Origin of the sequence: Nostoc piscinale CENA21 (genome assembly GCF_001298445.1) — a bacterium.
Classification (GTDB): domain Bacteria; phylum Cyanobacteriota; class Cyanobacteriia; order Cyanobacteriales; family Nostocaceae; genus Nostoc_B; species Nostoc_B piscinale_A.
The window spans coordinates 2,624,959-2,651,509 of sequence record NZ_CP012036.1 but is presented as its reverse complement, the minus strand read 5'-3'; the positions used below and the strand labels follow the sequence as shown (position 1 = coordinate 2,651,509).

Here is a 26,551-nt window from a genome sequence, read left to right as displayed (position 1 = left end):
GTGGAGGTTTGATTAATTGATTTAAGATTGCTAATTTTAGCAAATCACTTTAGTAAAATAACAGAAATTACACGGCCTATACCAATTCTGTATGAAGATGCACTGATTAAAGAACGAACCACAAAGAGCGCAAAGAACACAAAGAAAGAAGAGATAAAAAATTCAATGCAGACTCACATAGAATTGCCATTTGACTATTTCTGACAAAAGTGGATGCTCCCTAGGTGTGTTCAAAACCCTTCATCCTTACACCCTCACTCCCACATTTTAAGTAATGCTAGGGATGTAGTTTGTCGTTAAAACAATCTATAACAGGTAATAATACTAAGTTATACCGTTTTTGTATGAAGAGGCAATTAATAGGTTGTTGTAGAGATGTTGTATACAAAATCTCTTCAGAATTTATAAAGTGTAACCTCTCATAGAATTGGTATGAGAATTTTAGATTTTGAAGTTTAGCCACAGACTATCTGTATTCAATTTAGTATGAACAATTAATTATTACTTACTAAATAAACACATGACTCCAATGAAATTATCTTTATTTGGTTTATTATCCAGTCTTAGTTTTATTTGTTGTTTAACTACACCATCAAATGTCACAGCAAATACTGTTACTGACAAACAACATCAACAAATATCTGTCCAAGAACTAGATTTGAAAAAGCAAATCTTATTCAGGTTAGGTTCAGTAGGTCGTGTCCAACAAGCATATTTTCTAGAACAGCAAGTTTTTGCCACTCAAATTAAACAATTAGGAATAGATGATCTAGAAAATAGTATCCCTGGTTATCAATGGCAAATATTTACTGATAAAAAAGCTAAAAAAAATTGCCATGACTGTATTATTACCACAGCAAAATAACTCTCGTACTTATGTTAACTTTGTTACCTTGACTACAACAGATACAAATGAGTATATTACACTCTCAACTTTATGTGAAAGTGAGCAAAATCAATTAATAATTCCCAAATTACCAACTAAATTTGTCAAGAATCAAGGTATTGAATGTCCCTCTGGGTTTAGAACATTAGAACTGAGTGAGAACGAAAATCAAACATTTGAACAGTTAGACAAGGAAAAAGAGCAGAGATTAATAGTGAGTCTGCTTAATTCTTTACAACAGCAATATTATTCCCAGAATCAAGCCTTTACGGATGATATTGATCAGCTTTTTGGGTTTTCCATAAATAAATTCGTCTCAAATCAAGACTTAAAAATTGAATTATTACCAATCAATAATCTCCAAAATGGGATTATTAGCATTGCATTGTTTCCTAGACAAACAAAAAAAAAGTTATCTGGGGATAGTGAGACGAAATCAATCTAAAATAGAACAGCCAAAAACAATTGTTTGTGAAGTGCCAGAAAAGGTATCTCTAGATTTAGAAAAATTTAAAAATCTACCCTTCAATAATTTATTTGCTTGTCCTCAATATTCTACCAAAGTAAGTCTTAGTCCAGAAGAAACAACAACTATCAACCAAGAAATAGAGAATTTTAAAAAGTATCAGGCTAAAATTCTCGAAATTAATCAACCTCAAAAGACACAGATTTTACAAACTGCTGATAAACTAGCCAAAGAGGGTAAATATCTCGACGCTCTACAAAAATATTATTTAGCATTAGGAGCTTTGGAAATTACTGAATATGATATTTTGACAGTGATGACTGAAGAAGTTAGCTTTAATCCAATTGTAGATAGTTTTTTTAAGAAAATTACACCTGTTTTAGAAGCAGCAAAACCTTCTCTACTGGCACAAAAACAAGAAATAAAATCAGAGATATTTGCGTTATTTGATAATTTTTCTGTAGAAGCGAACAGCCCAGCTAGAAAAATTCAAGAGATAGCAGCTTTACAATTAGGGTTCAATGTTTTAACTGTACATAGTCAAGAGTTTAAAATACCCGAAAATAAGGTTTTAGCTTTTGTTGATGTTGCGGACTTGTTGCAGAAACATTTTAATGATAAATCACAGGCATTTAATCATAAGTTAGATAAAAGATTGCGTAGTTACATTAATAAAAACAAAACTGCGATCACTACTATTCGTAACTTGCTATTAAATGATGCAATACCACGTTGGGGTATAGATTATAAGTGGGTCAAAGAAGGAGATTTTAATGCTCCTAGTCCTAGCTATATCGGGATGGTGAATTTACAACGTTTATTAATAATTGATATTTTAGATAAACAACAGCAAAGAAATACCCAAGAGATGCTGAAATCTTTAGAAGCATCTTGGAAACTCAGTGAATCATTACAAGATGAACCATCCTTGATTGGTCAACTGGTGAATCTAATTATTAGGCGATCGCAACTCCGCGTGCTGGAAAAAAATTGATAATTTACCTGTAGTTTGGCAACAGCGATTGCTAGAAAAAGACTATACCCAAGCCATGATTCAGGCATTAAATACAGAAGCTTTTTCACAGTTGCAAGGTTTAGAGAAAATCATTCCTCCAGAAAAAGATACGCAACTATCTCAGTTGTATCGTGATTGGTATGGAATTAATAACTTTAAACTCAATCAAGAATTATATACGGCGATCACCCAGAAAAAAGATAATCTTTGTTCTCTGAATGTGCAAGATTTAGAAAAACAGTATTTTCCTCAAAATGCCACAATTAGTCCCAGCTATGTTAAACAGGTGTTGAAGGCTCATTATCTGATGTTGGAATCAGAAATGCTGCAAAAAGTCTTACAAGTAAAAGCAGCTATTTACCAAGGAAAAGCACTACCCAGTGAGCTATCGCAAATGCCATCAAACATCTGCTTAGGTAATAAATGGCTATATAAATCTGCCGCTGATGGCAAATGGTTGATTTATCTTGATAAATCACCAATTTGGCAATCAGAAATTGAGCGATCGCCATTAACTTACACAGGGAAATTTAATGGTAGATGATAGGTTTCGGGAAGGGTGTAGGGGTGTATGTATATAAAACCCTTACACCTGATACCAATTCACAATTCGCAATTCGCAATTAAAAAACCTAGATGCAGCAAACTTTTTAAGGTTTGCATCTGTATGAAACATTTCATGAAATGGTATGACACCCCAAATCAATCACCTGTCAGCACTCCCAGTCTCTACTCACCACTTCCTTTTTTGCTAGTGCAGTTAAAAACTAGGTCATTGTGGGAATACTAAACATAGGGTACGGCGACTAGTTTATGAAGGGAGTCTTAATGGGTTTGGTGAATCTAATACTCTTGAGTTCGATGCTCTTGCCATTAAGAGTGAGCAACCCTATTCAAATCACTGATGGCACTGTTGTTGGGCATAATTTATTTCAGAGCTTCAGGCAATTCTCGTTTCCCAGCAACGGCTCTGTAACTTTTAGTCGTAATTCTCATATCCAAAATATTGTTAGTCGTAAAAGCGATCGCTCTTGGTCAGATATTTCTGATATCTCTGCATTGCGTAAATTTGGCACTATGAACGCACAAGCACCTCCTCCTACTGCACCAGTGCTTGTGTAAAAAACTTCTTGGCGACGTAATGTCAATTGACTCTCTAAATTTCTTCTCTCTACTCTTAATCTATAACTAACTATGAAATTCCTCATTCAACAACGTCGTTGGTTATATATCAGTCTGAGTGTTATGAGTTTGTGCTTGGCAATAACAATCACACCGGCTCAAGCATCTCGACCTGTCTCGACCAATTCTGTTGCTAGTCTTAATCTCAATGTATCTGCTACAGAATCTACAAATTGGCTAGAACAAGGACGAAAACTTTACCAATCTGGTAGCTTTGCAGAAGCAGTGAACGCATGGCAAATGGCAGTACAAAGTTACCATAACCAAGGCGATCGCTCCAACGAGGCCTTAAGTTTGAGTTATCTTTCTTTAGCACAACAAGAACTCAATCAATGGGAAGCAGCAGAAAAATCCATCACCCAAAGTGTAAAAATTCTGCAAACTGCACAACCGGCTGCCGATGCTATTATCTGGGCGCAAATACTGAATACTCAAGCCAATTTACAACTCCGCACTGGTAAAGCAGAAACAGCCTTAGATATTTGGCAAAAAGCGCAAAAATATTATGAGCAGGCTGGGGATAAAATTGGTAGTCTAGGTAGTCAAATTAACCAAGCCCAAGCCTTACAAAGTTTAGGATTTTATCGTCGCTCTAAGCAACAGTTAGAGACTTTAGCGCAAAAGTTGGCAGCTATGCCAGATTCTGAAATTAAAGTCAGTGGGTTGCGATCGCTGGGTTTAGCATTACACGCCATTGGCGATCGTAATAGCAAATCAGTATTAGAACAAAGTTTAGCAGCAGCCAACCAAATTGCAGCTAAAACCCAATTAAGTTCGATTTTGGTGAGCTTGGGGAAGGTGGCTTCTGATTTCCAAGACCCAGAAGCCGCCTTAAATTACTTTGAAGATGCAGAAATAGCTGCTACTAACCCTAATGAAGCTTTACAAGCGCGGTTAGCTCGATTCAAACTCTTGGTGGATTACGACAAACTAGAATACGCCATTCCTCTTGCACCACAATTACGTCAACAATTGGCTGAACTGCCACCTAGTCATAGTTCTTTAGGTGCAGCAATTAACTTTGTCGCCACCATGAATCGCATAGAAAATTCAGAGCGAGTTTTACCTAGTCAAGAGTTGGCACAACTAATGGCAGATACTGTTAAATCTGCCCAAAAAATTCAGGATAGTAGCGCCCAAGCTTATGCACTGCATGAATGGGCAGAACTCTACAGTCGCAAAAAACAGTGGTCTCAAGCACAGGAATTAGCCGATAAATCCCTGAAGATTGCCCGTGAAATTCAAGCAGATGATTTGATTGCTCAATCAGCTTGGCAGGTCGGAAAGTTGTATAAAAAACAAGGCAACCGTCCCCAAGCAATTACAGCTTATACCGAAGCCGTTAAGTCATTAAAGGCATTACGTGGGGATATGGTCGCGGTTAATCCTGATGTCCAATTTTCTTTCCGGGAAAGTGTCGAGCCTGTTTATCGGCAACTAGTGAGTTTACTGCTAGATGACCAACCTAGCCAGACAGCATTAACTCAAGCACGAGAATTAATTGAATCACTACAAGTTGCTGAACTGGATAACTTTTTCCGGGAAGCTTGTTTAGACAAAGCCCAGCAAATTGATCAAGTTGACCCCACAGCAACAGTAGTTTATCCAATTATTTTAAGCGATCGCTTAGGTATAATTTTCTCCCAAGCTGGAAAACCACTACGTTACTATGCCACTCCTAAATCTCAAGCGGAAATTGACCAAACTCTAGAGAATTTCCTGGTGGCTCTTAACCCAGTTTCCGACTCTAGTGAGCGAGAGAAATTATCCCAACAGATTTATGACTGGCTAATTCGTCCCGCAGAAGCTGATCAAACCTTTAAAGATACCAAGACATTGGTATTTGTCTTAGATGGTCGATTGCGAAATATCCCTATGGCCGCCTTGTACGACGGTAAACAATATCTGATTGAAAAGTATGCCGTGGCGCTTTCACCGGGATTACAACTGATGGCTGCTCAATCACTCCAACAAAACCGCATTGATGCTATTGTCGGGGGCATTAGTGAATCTCGTGCTGGTTTTAGTGCCTTACCAGCAGTGGAATCAGAAGTGAAACAAATATCTAAAAAAGTCCCTTCTTCCACATTGCTCAATCAACAATTCACCAGTGAAGCCCTAGCTGAGTATGTCAAATCTAGTAAGGCTAATGTTGTTCACCTCGCCACCCACGGACAATTTAGTTCTCGTCTGGAAAATACTTTCTTACTGACATGGGATGGCGAAGTTAACGTCAAGGAGTTGTCTGAACTCCTGAAAAATCGGAGTGGTAATTCTACCAAAGCGATCGAATTATTAGTCCTGAGTGCCTGTGATACAGCTAGTGGGGATGATCGCGCGGCTCTGGGACTAGCTGGTTTAGCTGTCAAATCCGGCGCACGTTCCACCATTGCCACACTCTGGCCAGTTAAAGATAAAGCTGCCCAAATGCTCATGACTCGCTTTTATGACCAGCTAAAACAACCCAAAATCACCAAAGCTGAAGCATTAAGACAAGCCCAAATTAATCTGATTCGCCAAACCGATTTCCGTGATCCGTTCTTTTGGTCTGCCTTTGTTTTGGTAGGGAATTGGTCTTAATTATGTAATATTACTTAGCTTGTCTGCCTCAAGAAAACATTAGCTTTATGGTTTTTTTACAGAGATTCAGATATAAATGCTAGTAGTGTTCCCATATTCACTAGAGCTTTTCAGTCTTCTAGAAATTTTTCCCACAATGGACTTGAAAGTATTTTCCATCACTGCATCAATGGGATAAGGTCAAATATGAAAAAACTTCGATATCTAACTAGCACATTGAGCATTATCGCTCTCATTGCTAGCAGCACATGGGCTAGTGCCTATGCTGTAACATTTACCCCACCTGTAAAAAATTCTGCGCCTAGAGACTCTACTGGTGGAGCTTCTCGTGGCAGTATATTTGTACCAAATAAAGGTAATAGTGCGCCCAGACAAGCAACTGGTGGAGCTTCTCGTGGGAATCTCTTTACGCCCAAAAAAGATAACAGCGCCCCCCAACAGGCATCAGGTGGGGCTTCTCGTGGGAATATCTTTACCCCTAAAAAAGATAACAGCGCCCCCCAACAAGCATACGGAGGAGCTTCCCGTTTAGGTACTTACTACTTGAATCCTGGAACTGTAGCAGCAACCGGGCCAGCAGCGTTGATAGCCCTTCTACCGGAAAACTTCTACGGCACTACAACTTCTGAACACCCGACAGTTTTGGTTTATCTTCCTGCTTCTAATGCTGAAGAAGCTGTATTCAGCCTCAAGGATGAAACTGGTAATACCCAATATCAAATGACCATTCCAGTGACTGGGAAAACTGGAGTTATGGCCATCAAATTACCAGCAGATGCACCTGCTTTAGCTGTAGGTAAAAACTATCAATGGTTCTTGGCGCTGAAGGTGGATGGAACACTTAGCCCCAGTACACCTTATGTTGATGGTTGGATTGAACGTATTCAGCCGACTGCTGAATTGACAACAGCAATGCAGCAGTCAGATGCTCTCCAACGGGCAGTTGCCTTTGGTAAAAGCGGAGTGTGGTATGACTGTGTAGCAACAATGGCTGCACTACAAACTGCTCAACCCGACAATCCCACAATTGTTAAGCAATGGCAAGAACTTCTTTCTTCCGTGAGCTTAAAGGATATTGCAACTGCTCCCTTAGTCGCATCAGCTAATTAGGGACTGAGGACTAGTAGTTCACCAACCCGACATGCTGTGTAGACCTAGCAGGGGTACAGGGGGCAGGAGGCAAGGTTGCAGGGGGAATTGGGTCAATATTTTATTCTCCTCCTTGCGCCCCGCTCTCTGCTCCCTATCCTCTACTCAGACAAGTGTTAGTGGAGTCATGGCTGATGAATACTAATCAATGTTATGTGCCTCCGGCGAAATTATGTGGCGTAAATTACAAAGTTTGATGCAACGCTCGCGTAGCGTTTTAATTATTACTCCCAGTGTCGCTCTTACAGTTATTGTTGGGCAGTCATTGGGACTTTTTAATTTGCCGGAGTGGAAACTTCGTGATGAATGGATGCGACAGCGTTCGCAAAATATAATAGCTGACGAAATCGTGATTGTCACAATTGATGAACGGGATATTCAATCGGTTGGTAAATGGCCGATTCCCGATGGGTCACTAGCGCAATTACTTCAAAAAATCCGATCGCAAAAACCCCGCGCCATTGGCTTGGATCTCTACCGAGATTTACCAGAAGGCAAAGGATATGAACAACTGGTAGAAGTTTTCCGTAGCACACCTAATTTAATTGGGGTGGAAAAAATTACTGGGGAGCGTGTCAATCCCCCACCAGAATTGCAAAAACTGGGGCAAGTGGGATTAGCAGATTTGGTATTAGATGGTGATCGCCATGTACGGCGTGCCTTACTCACAGCTGCTGATACCAAACAAGCCGGACAAATTAAAGCAGGATTGGCAACTATGGTTGCTCTCAAGTATCTGGAAACCGAAAAAATTTCTTTAGAACCAGTGAACGAAGAGCAACAGAAATTCCGCTTAAATCATCAAATTTATCTGCCCCTGCAAAACCAAGAAGCAGGCTATTCCGATACTGATGTGGGTGGTTATCAAATTCTGCTCAATTGGTATGGTGCCGAAACAGCATTTCGCACAGTGGCGATGCGGGATGTGTTAGCCGAAACAATTCCCGCCAACATGATGCGCGATCGCATGGTGTTTATCGGTTCAACGGCCTCCAGTACCAATGATTTCTTTAGCACACCCTTTAGTTCCTCTTTGATTGCTGCTCAAAAACCCACAGCTGGAGTTGTAATTCATGCCAATATTGCCCATCAAATAGTCCAAGGAGCAAAAACAGGTAAAGCAAACCTACATGGTTTTTCTGGCAATACCACGTCATTTTGGATTATTTTGTGGTCTTTGATTGGTTCTGGTGGTAGCTGGTGTTTAGCAAGTTGGCGTACCCAGCGCAACATTCCCGGCGGCAAAATTCTCTGGGCAACAGTAGGTATCAGTGGTGGTTTTCTGGTAGGTGGCTATGGGATATTTTTACAGGGTTGGTTGATTCCTGTTACACCAGGGTTAGCTGCCTTTATTAGTAGTGTGATTGCCACAACCAATGCCTATAAACAACAAAAGTTAGAAGAAGCCAACCGACAACTAGAAATTGCCAACTCTCAACTCTTAGATTATTCTAAAACTCTTGAGTTTAAAGTTGAAGAACGCACTCGTGAACTACTGGAAGCCAAACAAGCTGCTGATGCAGCTAACGAAGCCAAGAGCGAGTTTTTAGCCAACATGAGTCATGAGTTACGTACACCATTAAATGGCATTTTAGGTTTTGCCCAGGTGCTAGAGTTATCGCCAAACTTAACCGATAAAAATCGAGAAGGAGTCAACATTATCTATCAATGTGGTTCCCATTTACTCATGCTGATTAATGATATTCTCGATCTCTCAAAAATTGAAGCTCGTAAATTAGAATTGGTAGCAACTAATGTACATTTAGCAACTTTTTTACATGGGGTGACCGAGATTTGTAATATTCGAGCCGAACAAAAAGAAATAGGCTTTAACATCGTAGCTGATAATTCTTTGGCAACTGTAATTCAAGTAGATGAAAAGCGGCTCAGGCAAATTTTGATTAACTTACTCGGTAATGCTATCAAATTCACAGATAGCGGCAGCGTTACATTGAAAATCGATGTGATTGAGCAAAATTTGTCACAAAAAAGCCAGAATAATCCAGAAATTACTTATCAGAAAATTCGCTTCCAAATAGAAGATACAGGTATTGGGATGTCATCAGACCAATTAGAGAAAATCTTTTTAGCTTTTGAACAAGTAGGTGAAGCAAATAGAAAATCTGAAGGTACAGGTTTAGGATTAGCCATCAGTCAAAGAATTGCTGGATTGATGGGTAGTCAAATTCAAGTGCAAAGTAATTTAGGAGAAGGCAGTTTATTTTGGTTTGATATCACAGTACCAATACCAGTTTCCCATGACTGGAATACACATACTGTAACTGTCAGCAATCAAAAAATAATTGGGATTCGTGGTCGTGTACCACGAATTTTGATTATTGATGATGATCGCAACCACCTCTCGATGTTGAGTAGTCTACTACAAAAAATTGGTTGTCGCACTTTAGAAGCAACTGATGGTAAACAAGGACTACAGGTGGCAACTGAACATGAACCGGATATGATTGTGCTGGATTTAGCTATGCCAAATATGGATGGCTTTGAGTTAATGGTGCAATTACAAGAAAATCCCCAAACAAGTTTGATTCCGATTATTGTCTCTAGTGCTAGAGTCTTTGAAGAAAATCAGCAACGAAGTTTAGAAGCTGGTGCAACAGCATTTTTTACCCAAACCTTTACAAGTTGATGAACTATTAAATGCACTGCGATCGCTACTCAATGTGGACTGGATTTATGCCGAATCACAGTCAAAGCAGTTACCAAGTAAAAATGAGCCAATAGATGATAATGAACTGATTTTGCCATCTCAGGATATTTTGCAACAACTATATCATTTGTCCATGATGGGAGATATTCCTGCGATCGAGGCCATAATTGCTGAGTTAATCAAGCAAGATAGTCAATTTACTGCTTTTGCCAATACATTAGGTAAACTCACTGCTAATTTCCAAACTACAAAAATCCGTAAGTTCTTGAAAACATTTGTCACCACGGAGTCACATCAATGATTACTGAAGCTGTTTTGAAACCAATGCACATTTTATTGGTGGACGATAATCCAAATAATCTCAAGGTGCTATCAGAAGCGATTAAGGGATGTGGTTGGAAAGCACTGATGGCAACAGATGGTGAGTCAGCAATTGAACAAACAGAATACGCTCATCCTGATTTAATTCTCCTTGATGTGATGATGCCGGGGCTGGATGGATTTGAAACTTGCCGCAGACTGAAAGCTAATAATATTACCCAAAATATTCCGGTGATTTTTATGACGGCTTTATCTGATGCTACGGATAAAGTTAAAGGACTGGAAATTGGTGCTGTTGATTATATTACTAAGCCTTTTCAACAAGAAGAAGTTATTGCTCGACTAAAACTACATCTCAAAATCTCCCATCTCACAAGGACTTTAGAACAACGGGTGCAAGAACGTACTGCCGAATTAACTCATTCTCTACAACAATTACAACAAACTCAACTACAACTTATCCAAAGTGAGAAAATGTCTACTTTAGGACAATTAGTTGCAGGTATTGGTCATGAGATTAATAACCCGATTGGTTTTATTAGTGGTAACTGCTCTTATATTGAACAATATGTAAATGATTTATTTCGTTTGGTGGATTTGCAACAGCAAAAACTACCAGACCCAGATCCAGAAGTGGAAGAACTCATCGAAGAAATTGACTTAGAGTATTTATATGAGGACTTACCAAAACTTCTTTTATCAATGCACCAAGGAATTGAGCGTCTCAAAGACATCAGTCTTTCTTTAAGAACTTTTGCTAGGGCTGATATTTCTTCTAAAGTCGAGTTTCAAATTCATGAAGGACTTGATAGTACTATTATGCTCTTAAAGCATCGTCTCAAAGACCAAGGCGATCGCCCTAAAATTGAAGTTGTCGCCCAATACAGTGAACTACCCCCAATTACTTGCTATCCTGGGCAGCTAAATCAAGTTTTTATGAATATTATTGCTAATGCTATAGATGCTTTTGATGATTTACATCAAAACGTTTCAAAACAGGCGATATCACCTTGTCAATACACCATCACGATTACTACGTCTGTTGATAATCAGCAAGAAACTGTTTCAATTTGCATTGAAGATAATGCTTTAGGAATGCCGCCAGAAGTGCAAGCGAGAATTTTTGAACCATCTTTTACAACTAAACCTGTGGGTAAAGGAACTGGACTAGGATTAGCTATCAGCTATCAAATTATTGTGGATAAACATCATGGCAACATCCACTGCTTGTCTACTGCTAGTCAAGGAACAAAGTTTGTGATTACTCTGCCAATTTGATTTTTGGAATTTCAATCACACATTAACAGGTAATCAAAGCAAATATTTTTTATTAAGTGCCAACTGATGTAGATAATATAGAGTTTGAGTGTTTATAGATTTGGCTAGATCCCACACATAACCAACTAATATTTATCCTCTGGAATCAACTGGGATGTCTGCAATCCCACTAAATTTTGCTTCACATTTTTCCTTGAATAATTTTTGTCGATTAATCCCTCTTTTGTTACTTTAGGAAGAGAAAAAATCGCACTAGCATCATCAATGTTAACAGCAGTTCCTGCATAGCCATTGCCCACATTTTTCACACCTTGTTCATTTAGGACAAACCCACCAGCTAATACTAAATTCGCAGTGTTACTACAGCACTTTGCGTAACAGTTAGGCACAATATTTAAGAAGATAAAGTAAAAAATAAGATGAAACCATACTCAATAGATTTAAGAGAGAAAATAATTAGTGTTTACGAAGCAGGAAATACATCAATTAGGAAAGTAGCAGCAAGATTCAAGGTAAGTAAAAATACAGTGCAAGGATTGGTAAAGCAAAAACGGGAACAAGGAACGTTACAGCCAAGACCAGCAACGGGAGGAAAAGCAAGTCAACTGTCTGGTTATGAACACCAGATAGAGGAAATGGTGGCGGAATTTCCAGATTATACCCTAGCCGAATATTGTGAATATTGGGGAGAAAAAACAGGAGTCAGATTGAGTGAGAGTGCAATGTGCAGATTTCTCCAAAAACAAGAATTGACAGTCAAAAAAAACACTCAAAAGCAGCCAAGGTCACAGAGAAACAACACAAAATAAACGGTTAGAGTATTGGGAAATTATCCGGGATGTATTTGTAGATGACTTGGTGTTCCTGGACGAAATGGGAATATTGCTAGGGTTAATGCGGGAACTGGGCAGAAGTAAAAAAGGAACGCGGGTGTATGATGTCAAGCCATTTTATCGTGGAAGTCGGGTAACTGTCGTCGGGGCAATCAGCCACAAGTCCATCCTAGCAATGAAGACATTAGGCAAATCTATGACGGGTGATGACTTCAAACAATTTATTCAAGAAGAACTATTGCCTCAATTATGGCCCGGAGCAGTAGTAGTAATGGATAATTTGAGGGCACACAAGATCAAAGGTATCAAGGAGATGATAGAGTCCGTCGGTGCCAGAGTCGTTTACTTATCACCTTATTCCCCAGAATTTAATCCCATCGAACATTTATGGTGGCAACTCAAGGCATTTATCAGAAAGTTTTCTCCACATAATAAATTTGCCGTCGAACAACTCTTAGCTCTTGGAGTACTTTTATGCTCCAGTCAGCAACTTCAAAACTATTTTTCTCACTGCTGCTACTGTACCAGTTAGTCTCGCAAAGTGCTGTATATACTTGGCGATGCTGAAGGTCTATTAACCAGCCTAATTTTATTTCTGATTCCTGCATATATTCTGCCATGTTTTCTTGAATTAATTGCAGGTTCTGGTTGATGAATCTAATTTCAACTACAAAATCAGGACAAGTAGGAATAAACCATTCTTTTGGTGCTGACGAAAATGTATTCCATCGGTCTAATTTCATCCAAGCAGCATAAGGTAATCTATTTGCACCTGTTGATAACTTAAATCTTGTCTTTGCATCAAAGATTATACCTGCATGATGTTGTTGCGACCAAACACGCAGTTGCTCAAAGATACTTCCACTAAGATTTGCCATCTTCTCATCAATAGCCGACATAATTGATAGGTGTCCAAATCTATCTTTCTCAATACGTAAATGAGAATTTACTTGACAGAAATCAAAGAATTGTTGGTCTGTCATTTGTATTGATGGCGGCACTTGTAGAATTAAAGGTGATGGCAGCATCATATTTTAAAAGCTGGCTTGATTTTTCATTTTTATCTAAATACAAAAGAACGCAAAGATAAACTATTCTTTGCGTCTTGTACACAAACTGAATTAAAAATTTATCTACCGAGTGCTAAGTATTCAGCACTCAGCATTCATTACTTATTAGGCTGAGGAGTCATCCGTAAGTAGGGTTTAACTTCTTGGTAGCCTTTGGGGAATTTTTCTTTTAATACTTCTGGGTCTTTGAGAGAAGGTACAATTACACAATCATCACCATCTTTCCAGTCAGCAGGGGTGGCTACGCTGTAATTGTCGGTGAGTTGTAGTGAATCAATTACCCGCAACAGTTCATCAAAGTTGCGTCCGGTGCTGGGGGGGTAAGTGAAGGAAAGACGCAGTTTTTTTGTTGGGATCAATTACAAATACGGAACGCACTGTGACAGCAGCGTTAGCATTGGGGTGAATCATATCGTAAAGGTCAGAAACTTTACGATCTGCGTCTGCCAAAATGGGGTAATTAAGGGTGGTGTTTTGAGTTTCTTCGATGTCACCTACCCAGCCGTTATGAGATTCTACATCATCAACGCTGAGGGCGATCGCTTTAACATTGCGCTTATCAAATTCTGGTTTGAGTTTGGCAACTGTACCTAATTCAGTTGTACAAACTGGTGTGTAGTCAGCAGGGTGAGAAAACAGCACCACCCAGCTATCACCAGCCCATGTGTAAAAATCTATGTCGCCATGTGTAGACGCTTGTGTAAAGTTGGGTACTGTATCACCAAGACGGAGAGCCATAAGAGATTCCCTGTAGATAAAGAGGCAGATGTAGTCTATTTTGCCATCATCCCATAAAACATCGGTTTCCCTATCGGCTTTTAGCTATTTGTTACAAAATTTTAAGTCCTTAGCACGGAGGCAGGGAGAGATGCTGTGTAACTAGATGCGGCTTGATTATTATACAGATATAATGTTTATCTTTTACACTTAACCAATTAACTGAAAATTAACTTTTTGAGCGCACAATAGAAGCAGAATTTACTATTTGATTGCAGAGATTGCTAGATTACTCATCATTTTGGGAGAAGTGCATGGTTTTTCAAAGGTCTCGGTTTGTTACCAATCTTGTAGCAATCTCTACTTTAGTGTTAGTCACGGGATGTAACACTGATTCAACTTCTGATAATAATTTTTCAGGGTTAACAGTCAAGTTACTAGTCGGTAGTGCTTTGGGTGACTTTTGTAATCAAGCGGCGAAAAATTTTAATGCTACCCAACCAAAGCTAGATAATGGTACAGCTTTTCGAGTGAAATGCGAATCTTTGGGTAGTGGTGATGTTGTGACTGAGGTAGTGGCTTTAGCCAATCAATTGCAAAAGGGGACAGTACAAGCCAACGCACCAGATTTTCCGACAATTATTTCTCTAGATGGGGACATATATCACAGTCAGTTAATTTACCGGATGAATCAAATTTTTCCGGGGAAAAATTACATCCCAGAAATCACAGAATCACCACTGGTTGCGAACACGCCAATGGTTTTTATGGCGCAAGCTGATATCGCCAATGGTTTGCGGAAATTTGCAGATCCTTACAAAGCTTTGGTGACGGCTAAAACTCACCGTGATATTGACCCAACTTCGCCACCTTTAACAGTTCATTATGTACATTCTGCCCCGACTCGTTCTAATTCTGGGTTGCAGACTCTGGTCGCCCAATACGCCAGCGTATCAGGTAAGCGTCCTGAAGAAATCACTGTGGCGGATGTGCAGCAGTTTCAACCCCAAATTCAGCAAATCCAAAGCAAAATTACTCGTTACGGGGTTTCGACTAATTCTCTCGCCCAAGCAATGGTCAAGAATGGGCCATTTTGGGCTTCGGTTGGTTCAGTATACGAGTCGAGTGTAATTGTAGCCAATTCCGGTTTAGCAACAGGACAGCAGCGTTATCAAGCTGTTTATCCCAAAGCTACTTTTACCTCTAATATGCGGGCGATTATCCCGAATGCACCTTGGGTAAGCGCAGATGAAAAAGCTGCTGCGGAAAAGTTTATCACTTATTGGCGATCGCCAGAAACACAAAAAATTGCGACAGATTTGGGTTTACGTCCTGGAACCCCAGGAGTCGCTTTAGGTGCTAAGTTTCGTCCTGAATTTGGTGTAGAAGCCCAAGCCAAGTATGATTCCTTGCGTCCACCAAAGCCAGAAGTTGTGGATGCAATGTTAAAATCTTGGCAAGAATTGGCGAAAAAACCATCGTTGGTGGTGGTTGTTGTTGATTCTTCTGGTTCAATGTCGGGTGATAAATTGCCTGCTGTACAAAATACTTTACAAAACTATATTAAGAACTTGGGGCCGAAAGAACAAATTGCCTTGATTGATTTTGATTCGGTAATTCGTCCGCCTGTATTAGTCGATGGTACACCCCAAGGACGCGATCGCGGTTGGCAATTCATCAATGGACTGCAAGCTGATGGTGGGACAAAATTATACGATGCAGCTTTAGAAGCGAGAAATTGGCTACAACAAAATCTGCGTAAAGATGCAATTAACGCTGTGCTGATATTAACTGATGGTGAAGACGCTGGTTCAAATATTAAGTTGAATGAATTAGAAGAAGAATTGCAAAAAAGCGGTTTTGCAACTGACCAAAGAATTGGCTTTTTTACGATTGGTTATGGTAAAGAAGGTGAATTTCAACCGGATGTTTTAAAAGCAATTGCTGAGTTAAATGGAGGCTATTATTCTCAAGGTAATCCTGAGACGATTTCACAGGTTATGTCAAACTTACAGGTGGAGTTTTAAACGCAAAGGTACGCGGAGTTTTTTATGGTGAAGTTAGTCAATCCGTTGTATTATCCGTTGGCTATTTTGGTTGGTGGTTTAACTCTGTTTGTTGGGGTGCGGTTGGGGAATTTGTCTAGTTTGGTAATGTTACCTGTGGCGACTGGTGTAGCGGTAGCTGGTGCGAGTTTTTTCAAGTCTCGTGAAGCTGAGGTATTAGAGTTAGATAACCCAGCTTTAGAACGGGAAATATTAACAGTTAAATCGTCAGCTTTGGCATTAGCTAATCAATCTAATACTATGCGTGTGGAGGTGCAGAAATTATTAACTGATACTTTTCATGTGGAACTGTTGACAACGGTTTTAATCAGTTGCGATCGCGCTGCCGAACTTCCAACTAAACTTGATAAATTAGGAGTTAGTCTACATCACACAAATTCACTCCTTTCTATCGCAGCTTTACAACAGCAACTTACAGAAGTGAAAACCAAATTACCAGCTAGTTCTGGGGTGTCTCAACGACATCTCAATCAGTTGGCAGAGAGTCTAAAACGTAATATACAGTTAGCACAAGAAGGTGAAGATAGTCGCCTCGCCAGAGTTATCAATATTGCGACTTTAATTCAAGATTTTGCAGGTGTATTACAAAAACTGCAAACAAGATTACGTACATCTGATTTAACTGATTCTGAGCAAATTAACGGATTGCAATTAATTGCTGATGAACTCAACAGCCTTGCAGAAAATCTGGATTTAGTAGTAAGACAGTGAAATCATAAGTTCAGGAATCAAAACGGATTCCTATATATGCAGAAAAAAATCAGCCATCTCAAAAAGTTTACTTTCGCTGTCATCTTTGCCGAGTCGTTGATAGTTATCCCTATGCTGGTGTTGACACTTGGTAAATCAGTTAACTTAAAATGTCAACGACTTGAACCTAATTATGTCAAATGTCAGCAGCAGGTTAGCCATATATACGGTTTATGGTCAAATACGCCAACATCATTTAGATTAACGGGTATAGAGGTAGAAGATTATGTCTTTAAAGAAGATTTACCTGCGGGGACTTATATTTACCTCAAAACCAATAATCAAGAAGAAAAACTATATTTTTACGGGAGTAATTTAAAACCGGCATTAGCAGATAAAGAACGGCTAGAAACACTACTAAGTAATAATGGTCAAGCATCCTTAGAAATCATAGTTAAAGATACTTATTTGAGTGCTTTAGATTTGCTGACAATCTTGATAGGACTCAACATTATGGTTGTCTTTTGTATGGCTTTATTATTCTTATTTCTTGTGACTTTATGTGCCTTTATATTAGTTATTGCAAATAACTTCTTAAACAAAACAAAATAATATGAAACCTAAAAAATCTCAATTCAAACGCAGAAAACAAGTTTTTACCTCTGTCGCCATTATCGCAGCAGCATTAGGTTTAACTTACGCCCCAATTCCTGGTTTACAGCAAACAGTGGTCATTGTTAGCGGTACAGAACTACAAGAACCACTGCAACAACTAGAAGTAAAATTTGAGCAAGAAAATCCCAATATCAAGTTAGAACTGAAATTTCAGGGTTCTCAGGATATGGTGAACAATTATGTTGACCAGAAAAATGATTTTAAACCTGCGGTGTTAATTCCTGCTAATGGGGAAATTTTAACAGAATTAAGCGATCGCCTCCGTACTACCACCCAAACTGAACCATTTTATGAAAATCCCCAACCACTAGCAAAAACTCTATTAGTAGGTATCGCTTGGCCAGAACGGGGTAAAGTCCTCTTTCCTAATGGGCGCTTTCAATGGTCAAAACTGGAACAAGCAATGCAAGCTGGTAACTGGGGAAAAGTTGGCGGTTCAAGTAACTGGGGTAGTTTTGATTTTGTCACCACAGACCCCACTCGTTCTAATAGTGGTCAGTTAACTTTGAACCTGTGGACACAATCAAAATTGAGTGGAACTATCAACACCGATAGTTTCAACAACTCCTCAGTGCAGACACTATTTAGTTTAATTAAAAAATCAGTTTATCAACCGCCTCGTTCTACAGATATTCTCCTACAAGAATTTATTGTTAGAGGTGCTAATGATGCGGATGTCGCTACTGTATATGAAAGTGTAGCTTTATATCGTTGGCAACAATCAGCCGCCAGTAAAGGCAGACCATACCAAGTTTATTATTTAGACCCATCAATTGAAACTACAGCCACCGCCGCAATTGTCAGACGAGATGTAGGCGCAGGTACAGCAAAAGCCGCCAAGCAGTTTTTAGACTTTCTCACCCAACCAGAACAACAAGCAGTATTTGTTCGCTATGGTTTTCGTCCGGTGAATAATAAGGTTGATTTAAAAACTGTACCGAATAGTCCGTGGAATCAAAATATTCCTGGCGTAGAAATTAAACCGAGTGTGAAAATTCTTCCACCACCTGATAGCAAAACAATTACAGAAATTCAACGCCAATGGGAAAGGGCGAATTAAAGCAATTCGCAATTCGCTTTTTCCGTATTGTAACGGGAATTTAGAAAGAGCCACAACACTGGCGGCTTGATAGAAGTCGGGGACTTAAACCCCTAACTTTTTTTAATTGCGGGATGTGAGTTAAAAAATGGAATTCACTAAAGGATTAATAGTATTTTTTGTGATATTTGTTTTACCTATAGGGGTATACTTACAATGTTTCACAGAAAGTGTGTTTATCTTCAATCCTTTAATTGATACTAAATTACCTCCAGGTTTTACACTGCAAAAGTTCGACAGTATCAAACCAGGAATGACCTAAGCTGAAGTATCGAAAATTTTACCCACACAGATGTCTTCATCAGATGATGGTGATTCTTGGCGTTATGGTGAAGATGGTGCAGCACCCTTTGGGGATTTTGCGTGGTTTGAATTTAAAATACACTTTGATGAAGCCGGAAAAGTGATGAAAACAGAACGCCAAACATTTCATGACTAAATTTTCACAGTCAATTGCTGATAAGCTTGAATCATTTGGCGTGCGATCGCATCCCAGCTAAAATTTTCTAAGGCATATTTTTGAGCATTTTGTCCCCGACGTTGGCGTTCTTGGGGATTTTGCATAGCTTGTTGCAATAACTCAAACAACGAAGATACATCATTTTTACCCACCCATCCCGACTGACTATCGCCTACTTGCTGCCAAATATGCACCTGGTCGGAAATAACTACAGGTATCCCTGCTACCATAGCCTCAGCCACCGCAATACCAAAGTTTTCGTAATAAGAAGGTAAAACAAATAAATCAGCAGCTTGCAATAAACCAGCTTTCAATTCACCACTCACAAAGCCTGTAATGGTAGTATGCGATCGCAATGGTGAATTTTCGATTTGAAATTTGATTTTGTTTTCATAGTCTGGGTCTTGAGGATTTGTCCCAGCTAAAACAAAATGAAACTTGCTATCATTTGCCAAGAGTTTTTCTAAAGCTGGAATCAACAAATTCAAGCCTTTTTTGGGGTCAATACGCGACATAAATAGCACCAAAGGCACATCCTCCGGTATACCTAACTGGCTGCGTACTGCACTTGATGAAATTCTTTGCGTCGGTTTCACACCCAAAGGAATTACTAAATCTTTTGTATTAACTCCAAATCTTTCCGATATTTTTGCTTCTTGTTGACTAGTGAAATGAATCGCTGCTGCACCTGCTAAATTTTGGCGTTCAATCAACTCTACATACAGCTTTTTTTAATTGTTGTTTCTTCTGTAAATCAGCCGGATCAAGAGTACCTAAAGGACGCAAAATATAAGGTAATTTTTTTTTCACGACATACCGTCGCGGCTGCACTACTAATAGGAGAAAACAAAGCATGAATATGTGCTAAATCAAATTCGTTAGCATGACTTTTTAGCCAATTGAGTAAATCCAGCGAAAATTTATAGCGACGAAATGGCGCACAGCGAAAGTAAATTATTTCATAACCGTCTTGTTGAATTGGGCGATTTAAAGGTACATCTAAAGGTTGTTGACCAGTATCACCATTACTATCAGTTGTCAGAACAGTAACTTTTACACCTTCTTTTGCTAAAGCCGGCGCTAACCCTAATACCATTTGGCTTGGGCCACCATAAATTAAAGAAATCGATGGAACAATTTGTAGTATACGCATTTTAATTTAATCTTATTAAGAGGCTGCATATAAACCCTTCAGACTGGAAGTCTAGGGCTATACAAACAAAGCCTACACTTCAACAAGCTTAGTAATCACCTTCGCAGGCTAATTATCTGCTTCTTCATATCAATTTTGCATCAGATCCCCGACTTCTTTAAGAAGTCGGGGATCTAAAGACTGCAACAGCAATTTTCAATTAGCAGACATCGACGGTTGTTTATCAACAACTAACATTTGGGATTGTTGATCCAACTTAGTATAAGTCTGCCCATCATTCCAGAGGGATTGAATTACACTAGATAACGCATTCATAAAACCTAAAACATAGAACATACCACGGGACAAAATCGCCGCAAAAGAACCATTTTTGTTACAAGGCGGATGTCCCATAACCTGACAATCAAATAGACTAGCAGATAGTTGTAGAAATTCACTAAAAGTCAGGTTTTTCAATGCCATCAAGAAATTATTATGATAGAAAGTGAATTGATATTTGAGCGATCGCGTACTAATATCATGACACCCACCTGTTTCTTCACCTAAGTGAATTAAATGTGCTTCTGGGTCATACCAAATCTTATATCCTGTCTGTCTGATACGCAAACAAAAATCTGATTCCTCCCGTACAGCACTCCCGCGAAATCTCTCATCAAATCTCAGACTATACTTACTAAAAATCTCGCGACGAAATGACATATTACAACCCCTAGCTGTTAGCACCTGTTGGGGTCTAATCGTATGTACTAAATCCAGATAATGCCAAGCAAGACCAGGATTCATGGCTTGGGGAGGAAGGTATTCAATCTGTAATTTACCTCCAGATTCGCTTAATTTCATTCTGTCAAAAACTCGCCCAGCCACAGCCCCAATTTCTGGATTTTGTAAATAATTTTTTGCATGAGCCATTAAAAAGCCAGGCGTTAATTTTACATCATCATCAATAAATAAAATTATGTCTCCAGATGACCGCCGCACACCATAATTTCGCGCCCCAGGTAAACTAGCCCAATTCAACCGAAACCATTGAATTTTACCTGAAGCAGCTACTTCTTCCAGATAAGCTTGTACTTCTGGCTGGTGTTTTGGCGATTGATCCACCACCAAAACCTCAAAATGGGGATAGTCTTGATTGAGAACATCCACAATACTATCTTTTAGTGGTTCCTCTCGTCCGTAGGTCGGGATGATTACGGAAATTAAAGGCAAATCATTCATGTAATTGCATTCTCAAATAAATTGGTTACTTTGATAGTAGAATTACCCGTGGTTATGTTTGTAAAATCTCAGAGAAATTCACTCAATTAAAACTTGATTTTTAGACGTTTTTTTCTTGTTGGTGTTTTCAGGGTCAGCATCTTCTTTTTCTTGTTTATCCAGTATTGGTAACTTAAATAGTATTCCCGCAACAAACCAGTAATACACAGCTACGGGATCAACATCTAAAGGATAGTAGTAAGTGTTATAACTAATAAACAATATAAACACCCACATCGATGCTCCGTAACTGCGGAAATTACGGTTTTTTAGGGAACGATAAGTTTTAAACCCTGTAAATGTCAGGACATTAACTAAAGCGAAAAAACCTAATACACCAAAAATCCCAACCTCATATAAAACTTTGGGATAGTATGTCTCTACTAACTTAGTCTCACCCAAGGCACGCGCCGAGTTAGTCGCTCGACCTAAACCGCTTCCTATGGGAGTGTCTACATTTTTCCAGTTTTCCGTAAATTGGGCGATAATAAAGTCTTGTGGCGGTGAAGCATTCCAGCGTACCAAAAAACTATCAAGCCGTTCTTGCACAACTACCGGGTTAGTCACAACTGCAATTCCCAAAATTACTGCTAGTCCTACCCCAATAGGAATAAACCTTTTAAAGTTAGCAATTTGTCCAGTAAGTAATAGCAGCATCACAAAGCAAGTCGGTACTAAAGCTAAAGCAATTCTTTGTCCCGAAATTACTGCATTGACGAAGATTAAAGCTAAAGAACCTAAACTTGTTAACCGCCAAAAAATTGACGGGTCAGAAAAGCCTGTAGCAAAGGCAAAAAAGGTACTAGAAATTAAAAACCATGCCCATTGCCAAGGAGCAACAAATGTTCCAGGTAGGCGAATAATTCCTTGGCTGGGACTATAAACTAAAGCTCCACCAAAATAACATCGGGCATCAAGTGTAGCTTTAAATAAAGCCGCACCTTCTAAATTTCTTGTACCTTCACAAATGCCAACTACTAATAGTATGTATTGCAGAAATCCTAGCGCACAGCAAATGATGATGAGAATAATTTGTAAGCGTGTTATCCTCAAAAAATCTTTTTTATCACGAATGAGATAATACGCACAAGTGATTAAAGGTACATAACCTAAAAATACTTTTAAACCTAAAATTCCTAAGCCGATAGGTATTTCTTTAGCAGGTGTTTTGAATAAACCTGCGGGTGGGGGGTTAAGCTGCTGTCCACCATTAATAAATACCAAAGTTAGTAAGCTGGAAGCTAAGACAAAATACAAAGGAATTTTAATTGCTTTGGGGATAACGAATGGCAGCTTTTGTTGGCGGCAAATCTGCCAAAGTGCGATCGCGACTGGGATATAGAATGAATCTTTAGCCAATTGTAGAATCGGGCTATTACCAATGTAATAAGTAATTGTGCCGCCAAAGGGAACGTATATGATAAAGGCAATTAAAGCCTGACGGGGGTATTTATAAGAAAAAGACATAACCATTACCCCCAAGACAGCAGGTAACGCGGCCTTAATGCCGGCACCTAAAAACAGCAAAAAGCCTAAAAATAACGCAACAGATAAGGATTTAGTGAGTAAATCCATGAATTCTTTGCGGGCTTTATTTGCTTGACGCTTTTGGGCTAACCTTTCTTGGAGGCTAAGAGTCGGTGCGTCCTTTTTAGGCTGCTTTTTTGAGTTTTTTGATTTCTGGACTTTTGATTTTACTTTTGCCATAGCAGCGCCCTAGCCTGTTAGCCTTTGTATAAAAAGTGCTGGTTACTGAGTCAGAAATATAAATTTTCCAGTGCTTTTTTCTGGTTGATGATGGCTAATTACTCAATCCCGAAAGTTAAAACCCGATAATAACATAGATACAGCTGGTGTCTAATGAGACGCAAAAACTTGCTGATACTAAGTTGTAGTAAGTCCAAAAGTATTCTTTTTCTACTTCCCACTCCCAAGATTATTCTTGGCGCACACCTCCAACCACAGGTGTCACTTGGTTAGTCGAAAATGGATCTGTACCACCAGTCCAATTAAAGTCACTAATGCGAATGCTGAAACCGCCTAATTCTAAGACAGGATTGTAGCGTAGGGTAATGCCATAGGTGCGGCGGCTATATTCCAAAACATAGTCTGTACTGGTTTCTCTGCCTGTATCCAAGTTAATTGAGGTCTGAAAACCAATCCGAAATGGCCCATAAATTTGTTGAACAATTCCCGCGCTCAGGACTTGGTTATCAACAAATCGGTCAAACAAAAAAAGGCGATAATCCGCTAGTTAAGCCTCTAGAGTAAATGATATTAAAGCCTGTGTAATCAAAAAAAGGACGGGAAAAATGCCCAATCTGTCCTTGTAAGCCAACTGAACCAATGAGATTGGTTTGGTCATCACCATTGGTGTAATAAGTACTAGTACCTCTAATACTAGCTACTGCTTGTATATAAGGAACTATAGGTCTAGGTGTATAACGCAATCCGGCGGTAGCTGTGGTGGCTAATGGTTTTCCTTGCCAGAGAAACACACCAGTACTAAGAGCGGCACTGGCTTGTAAACGACCTAAAGAAACACGATCAATTGTTTGACCAATGTTGGTGCTAAATAAGTCTTGACGATCGCTATTAGCAGTAATATATTGTGCGCTTGCTTGATAGTCGAGGTTAATACCACTTTTCCCCAAAGGAATAATCGGTGAGGTGACAATTGCCCCTAAATTACTTTGGACAGTTTGAAAGCCAAGAGAACCGTTATACAAGCGATCTCGGTAACTATATTCCACATTTAAAAGATGGGGATTGCGATCGCCTAATTCTTGCCGCAGTCGCAAACTCGCTCGCAGATTTGAGTCTAGTTGGCTCAAGTCAAAACTCGTTAATTCTCCTGAACCGCGCAGTGTTGTTTTTGGGCCTAAAACCGAATTTAGTTTACTTCTCACACCAAACACAGATGCCGGATTCTCTATTCCTGACTGAATGGCTTTTTGTAAAAAAAACTGTGGTGTAATTGTCCAACTTGTTGTTTCGGTATTGATGGGTGTAAAACCCCGTTCCAAATATATACCACCACGGTCGTCACCATCATAACCAGGCGAAACAATTGCCGGAGTGACTTCTTGTTCTCGGCGGTCAATAGTTTGGCTATCTACGGGGATGGGTAAACTCAGACTTTGATCAAATACCAAACGCTGACGTTCGGTTTTAATACGGTCAATTAATGGGGCTTGGCGTGTTAGGGTAACTTTACTCGCCCGTAACTCTAGTTCGGGAGGTGAAAATGGGTCATTGGTAATTCGCACATCCCTGGCTTGCCAACCCCGTGGATAAAAATCGATATGTCTGGCTTCAAATCGCAGTCGCTTAACTTGTCCACCTTGTTTTGATAATGGTAAATTACTTGCACCACGACCACCGACAACCACATTCACTTCGCCCGGACTTTGAACATTGGTGAGGGGTTGATTGGCACGAATGCGATCGCTTGGTGGTCTGAGTTGTAAACCACCAGGGGTATTCTCAGCAGGTAAAAAGCCCAAATCTGTAGAGGATGTGGGGATATAAATTTCGCCTCTGCCATTTTCCAATTCCCCACTGTCTTGCAAAAAGTTATAAGTAAAACGTTGACCACGTAATACTTGATCACCTCTGGTTAAGGCAACATCCCCTTCCCCAACCGCAATTAAATTGGCTAAATTCACTTGTAGGCGATCAGCATCCACTACAGCCCCATCAAATCGAACCACCACATTACCTTCCGCCGTCACAATTCGTCGTTGCTCATCATATTCCTGGCGGTCTGAGATCACTTCCACAATTCTTTCTCTAACTACTGGTGTGGTTGTCTGTGATGGTTGTTGGGGAGTGGGAGAAGTTGTAGTTTGTGGAGTTGTTTGGCTGGGAGATTTAAATTCTATATTTGTTGGGGTATTTGATTGGCTGGTGAGGCTGCGAGATTTAAACTCAATAATATTTTGAACTGGCTGAGTGTTAGGTATATGGTCGCTAAATTTCCCCGAAAGATTAATAGTTTTTGGTTGCTGTGGCTGTGTGGTTGTGCTTTGTGATGCTGGTGGAGTCACTTGTTCAGCAACGACTTTTGCGGCTGGGGGGAATTGCTGAACAGATGACGGCTGAGTAATTTTTTCTGTGACGACTTTTGCGGGTGCGGGGATTTTTTCTGCCGATGCTGGCTGGGTGACTGGTTCAGTGACAAATTTTGCGGGTGCAGGGAATTGCTGAACAGATGCGCCAGTTTGTAAAGGATTTTCACCAATCACATTCCCTGACTGAACGCCATAACCAATGCTGAGTGGTTGCCCTAAACTTGTAGCATTTCTGGAGGGAGAAAACGGCGACAGTGCTGAGGGTAATGTTTCTGGTGTATGGGGAGTGGGTAGAGTTTTTGTCGTGACTAAATTATCTGAAGTTGATGCGATCGGTACTAATTGAGGTGATAGATTTTTAGTATCGGCAATTTTGGCAGTTTCTGGTTTTTCAGCAGTGTTTTGGGCATCACTAGCTGGTTCTACAAAAGCATGAGTTTGAGTCTTGTCAACTGATGACAGAGAATTTGTCGATTGGATCGGTTCAATAACAGGAGGCGGCGCAGGCGGCAGAACTGGGTGAAGCATATCTGGGCAATATTAACCTAACAAATAGCCAACGAATAGCCGGAAAGATGGGAACACCTGTGTCTTCCGACTTTTGCTTTCTGCCTACGTGCAGCAAGCTGCTAAAAAGAGGAAATCGCACTGTCTAGGACGCTGCTAGAAAACGCCTTCCTACTGGGGAGCAACTTTGCGATCGCCTCAACTGATGCCAGTTTTCTAAGTAGTATATTTTACTACTATTACTTTAGTAAAAACCCAGTTACTGTGAAGGGAAACTCCGTGTTAGCCAATGGCTGCGGATTTTCCCTGTGTAGCAACTGCTAATCAGTATTTAAGCGTAAAGCTTTCCCGTAGGATAGCAAGCAATTGTCTGTGACTGTGAGTGTTTTCCACCTTCCGGCAGTCG

18 protein-coding genes and 5 pseudogenes are annotated in these 26,551 nt (G+C 39.7%); 16 read left to right on the top strand and 7 right to left on the bottom strand.

The features are described 5' to 3' along the window. Nucleotides 1-520 precede the first annotated feature (520 nt). The 9 genes and pseudogenes from ACX27_RS11625 (at nucleotide 521) to ACX27_RS11585 (ending at nucleotide 11,545) form a co-directional block, all read left to right on the top strand. Entirely contained in the window at nucleotides 521-865 is a 345-nt protein-coding gene (locus tag ACX27_RS11625; RefSeq protein WP_062292323.1) for a type IV pilin-like G/H family protein, read from the top strand. Further along, nucleotides 837-1,331 carry a hypothetical protein gene (locus tag ACX27_RS11620; RefSeq protein ID WP_062292320.1) on the top strand — a complete coding sequence of 165 codons (495 nt, stop codon included), beginning with the start codon at nucleotides 837-839 and terminating at the stop codon, nucleotides 1,329-1,331. The genes ACX27_RS11625 and ACX27_RS11620 overlap by 29 nt, the downstream gene beginning before the upstream one ends. Then, nucleotides 1,312-2,346, top strand: coding sequence for a hypothetical protein (locus tag ACX27_RS11615; RefSeq protein WP_062292317.1), 1,035 nt, complete (start codon nucleotides 1,312-1,314; stop codon nucleotides 2,344-2,346). Before ACX27_RS11620 ends, ACX27_RS11615 begins: the two co-directional genes overlap by 20 nt. Nucleotides 2,347-2,374: 28 nt before the next feature. Further along, nucleotides 2,375-2,911: a hypothetical protein gene (locus ACX27_RS11610; protein WP_062292313.1), complete on the top strand. Its 537-nt coding sequence runs from the start codon at nucleotides 2,375-2,377 to the stop codon at nucleotides 2,909-2,911. Nucleotides 2,912-3,180: 269 nt separating this feature from the next. Further along, entirely contained in the window at nucleotides 3,181-3,489 is a 309-nt protein-coding gene (locus tag ACX27_RS11605; RefSeq protein WP_083468720.1) for a two-partner secretion domain-containing protein, read from the top strand. Between the two features lie 72 nt (nucleotides 3,490-3,561). Continuing rightward, nucleotides 3,562-6,129, top strand: coding sequence for a CHAT domain-containing protein (locus tag ACX27_RS11600; protein ID WP_062292306.1), 2,568 nt, complete (start codon nucleotides 3,562-3,564; stop codon nucleotides 6,127-6,129). Nucleotides 6,130-6,315: 186 nt separating this feature from the next. After that, on the top strand, nucleotides 6,316-7,239 hold the full coding sequence (locus tag ACX27_RS11595; RefSeq protein ID WP_062292303.1) for a DUF928 domain-containing protein: 924 nt from the start codon (nucleotides 6,316-6,318) through the stop codon (nucleotides 7,237-7,239). 211 nt (nucleotides 7,240-7,450) lie between these two features. Next, nucleotides 7,451-10,247, top strand: a pseudogene (locus ACX27_RS11590) (CHASE2 domain-containing protein). Then, on the top strand, nucleotides 10,244-11,545 hold the full coding sequence (locus tag ACX27_RS11585; RefSeq protein ID WP_062292300.1) for a hybrid sensor histidine kinase/response regulator: 1,302 nt from the start codon (nucleotides 10,244-10,246) through the stop codon (nucleotides 11,543-11,545). Before ACX27_RS11590 ends, ACX27_RS11585 begins: the two are co-directional and overlap by 4 nt. Before the next feature lie 125 nt (nucleotides 11,546-11,670). Here ACX27_RS11585 and ACX27_RS32370 read toward each other — a convergent pair whose 3' ends face one another. Beyond that, nucleotides 11,671-11,844 carry a hypothetical protein gene (locus ACX27_RS32370; protein ID WP_158507373.1) on the bottom strand — a complete coding sequence of 58 codons (174 nt, stop codon included), beginning with the start codon at nucleotides 11,842-11,844 and terminating at the stop codon, nucleotides 11,671-11,673. A 120-nt stretch (nucleotides 11,845-11,964) separates the two neighbouring features. On the opposite strand from ACX27_RS32370, the gene ACX27_RS11575 reads away from it, so the two are divergent. Both ACX27_RS11575 and ACX27_RS35705 read left to right on the top strand, forming a co-directional pair. Then, nucleotides 11,965-12,354 (top strand): helix-turn-helix domain-containing protein, encoded by a 390-nt coding sequence (locus ACX27_RS11575; protein WP_062292294.1) that lies wholly within the window; start codon nucleotides 11,965-11,967, stop codon nucleotides 12,352-12,354. Nucleotides 12,355-12,418: 64 nt separating this feature from the next. Further along, nucleotides 12,419-12,742: pseudogene (locus ACX27_RS35705) on the top strand (IS630 family transposase); the annotation flags it as partial. A 46-nt stretch (nucleotides 12,743-12,788) separates the two neighbouring features. Here ACX27_RS35705 and ACX27_RS11570 read toward each other — a convergent pair. Both ACX27_RS11570 and ACX27_RS11565 read right to left on the bottom strand, forming a co-directional pair. After that, a complete protein-coding gene (locus tag ACX27_RS11570) occupies nucleotides 12,789-13,361 on the bottom strand; it encodes a Uma2 family endonuclease (protein WP_235526600.1) in 573 nt (190 codons plus the stop codon). A 185-nt stretch (nucleotides 13,362-13,546) separates the two neighbouring features. Continuing rightward, nucleotides 13,547-14,186 (bottom strand): annotated as a pseudogene (locus tag ACX27_RS11565) (peroxiredoxin). A gap of 293 nt (nucleotides 14,187-14,479) precedes the next feature. Between ACX27_RS11565 and ACX27_RS11560 the strand changes: the two are divergent. From ACX27_RS11560 to ACX27_RS33685, 5 genes are all read left to right on the top strand, one after another. Next, the gene (locus ACX27_RS11560) at nucleotides 14,480-16,192 is read left to right on the top strand and encodes a VWA domain-containing protein (protein WP_062292288.1); all 1,713 of its coding nucleotides are present in this window, start codon (nucleotides 14,480-14,482) and stop codon (nucleotides 16,190-16,192) included. Nucleotides 16,193-16,216: 24 nt separating this feature from the next. Next, entirely contained in the window at nucleotides 16,217-16,942 is a 726-nt protein-coding gene (locus tag ACX27_RS11555) for a hypothetical protein (protein ID WP_062292285.1), read from the top strand. A gap of 36 nt (nucleotides 16,943-16,978) precedes the next feature. Then, on the top strand, nucleotides 16,979-17,533 hold the full coding sequence (locus ACX27_RS11550; RefSeq protein ID WP_062292282.1) for a hypothetical protein: 555 nt from the start codon (nucleotides 16,979-16,981) through the stop codon (nucleotides 17,531-17,533). A gap of 1 nt (nucleotide 17,534) precedes the next feature. After that, the gene (locus ACX27_RS11545; protein ID WP_062292279.1) at nucleotides 17,535-18,656 is read left to right on the top strand and encodes a substrate-binding domain-containing protein; all 1,122 of its coding nucleotides are present in this window, start codon (nucleotides 17,535-17,537) and stop codon (nucleotides 18,654-18,656) included. A gap of 331 nt (nucleotides 18,657-18,987) precedes the next feature. Further along, on the top strand, nucleotides 18,988-19,134 hold the full coding sequence (locus tag ACX27_RS33685) for a hypothetical protein (protein ID WP_235526599.1): 147 nt from the start codon (nucleotides 18,988-18,990) through the stop codon (nucleotides 19,132-19,134). Here the strand turns inward: ACX27_RS33685 and hpsP are convergent. The 4 genes and pseudogenes from hpsP to ACX27_RS11520 all read right to left on the bottom strand — a co-directional run bounded on the left by hpsP (nucleotide 19,131) and on the right by ACX27_RS11520 (nucleotide 26,166). Next, nucleotides 19,131-20,308, bottom strand: a pseudogene (gene hpsP / locus ACX27_RS11535) (hormogonium polysaccharide biosynthesis glycosyltransferase HpsP). The gene ACX27_RS33685 and the pseudogene hpsP overlap by 4 nt on opposite strands. A 195-nt stretch (nucleotides 20,309-20,503) precedes the next feature. Further along, complete coding sequence (gene hpsN, locus ACX27_RS11530) at nucleotides 20,504-21,526, bottom strand: hormogonium polysaccharide biosynthesis glycosyltransferase HpsN (protein ID WP_062292276.1); 1,023 nt, start codon at nucleotides 21,524-21,526, stop codon at nucleotides 20,504-20,506. Between the two features lie 78 nt (nucleotides 21,527-21,604). Then, the gene (gene hpsL / locus ACX27_RS11525; protein WP_062292274.1) at nucleotides 21,605-23,272 is read right to left on the bottom strand and encodes a hormogonium polysaccharide biosynthesis protein HpsL; all 1,668 of its coding nucleotides are present in this window, start codon (nucleotides 23,270-23,272) and stop codon (nucleotides 21,605-21,607) included. A gap of 229 nt (nucleotides 23,273-23,501) precedes the next feature. After that, nucleotides 23,502-26,166, bottom strand: a pseudogene (locus ACX27_RS11520) (DUF3769 domain-containing protein). Nucleotides 26,167-26,551 lie beyond the last annotated feature (385 nt).

Coding starts and splice junctions, on each gene's coding strand:
- ACX27_RS11625 (WP_062292323.1), top strand. CDS start 521: ATGACTCCAATGAAATTATCTTTATTTGGTTTATTATCCAGTCTTAGT.
- ACX27_RS11620 (WP_062292320.1), top strand. CDS start 837: ATGACTGTATTATTACCACAGCAAAATAACTCTCGTACTTATGTTAAC.
- ACX27_RS11605 (WP_083468720.1), top strand. CDS start 3,181: ATGAAGGGAGTCTTAATGGGTTTGGTGAATCTAATACTCTTGAGTTCG.
- ACX27_RS11600 (WP_062292306.1), top strand. CDS start 3,562: ATGAAATTCCTCATTCAACAACGTCGTTGGTTATATATCAGTCTGAGT.
- ACX27_RS11595 (WP_062292303.1), top strand. CDS start 6,316: ATGAAAAAACTTCGATATCTAACTAGCACATTGAGCATTATCGCTCTC.
- ACX27_RS11585 (WP_062292300.1), top strand. CDS start 10,244: ATGATTACTGAAGCTGTTTTGAAACCAATGCACATTTTATTGGTGGAC.
- ACX27_RS11575 (WP_062292294.1), top strand. CDS start 11,965: ATGAAACCATACTCAATAGATTTAAGAGAGAAAATAATTAGTGTTTAC.
- ACX27_RS11570 (WP_235526600.1), bottom strand. CDS start 13,361: ATGACAGACCAACAATTCTTTGATTTCTGTCAAGTAAATTCTCATTTA.
- ACX27_RS11560 (WP_062292288.1), top strand. CDS start 14,480: ATGGTTTTTCAAAGGTCTCGGTTTGTTACCAATCTTGTAGCAATCTCT.
- ACX27_RS11555 (WP_062292285.1), top strand. CDS start 16,217: ATGGTGAAGTTAGTCAATCCGTTGTATTATCCGTTGGCTATTTTGGTT.
- ACX27_RS11550 (WP_062292282.1), top strand. CDS start 16,979: ATGCAGAAAAAAATCAGCCATCTCAAAAAGTTTACTTTCGCTGTCATC.
- ACX27_RS11545 (WP_062292279.1), top strand. CDS start 17,535: ATGAAACCTAAAAAATCTCAATTCAAACGCAGAAAACAAGTTTTTACC.
- ACX27_RS33685 (WP_235526599.1), top strand. CDS start 18,988: ATGTCTTCATCAGATGATGGTGATTCTTGGCGTTATGGTGAAGATGGT.
- hpsN (WP_062292276.1), bottom strand. CDS start 21,526: ATGAATGATTTGCCTTTAATTTCCGTAATCATCCCGACCTACGGACGA.
- hpsL (WP_062292274.1), bottom strand. CDS start 23,272: ATGGCAAAAGTAAAATCAAAAGTCCAGAAATCAAAAAACTCAAAAAAG.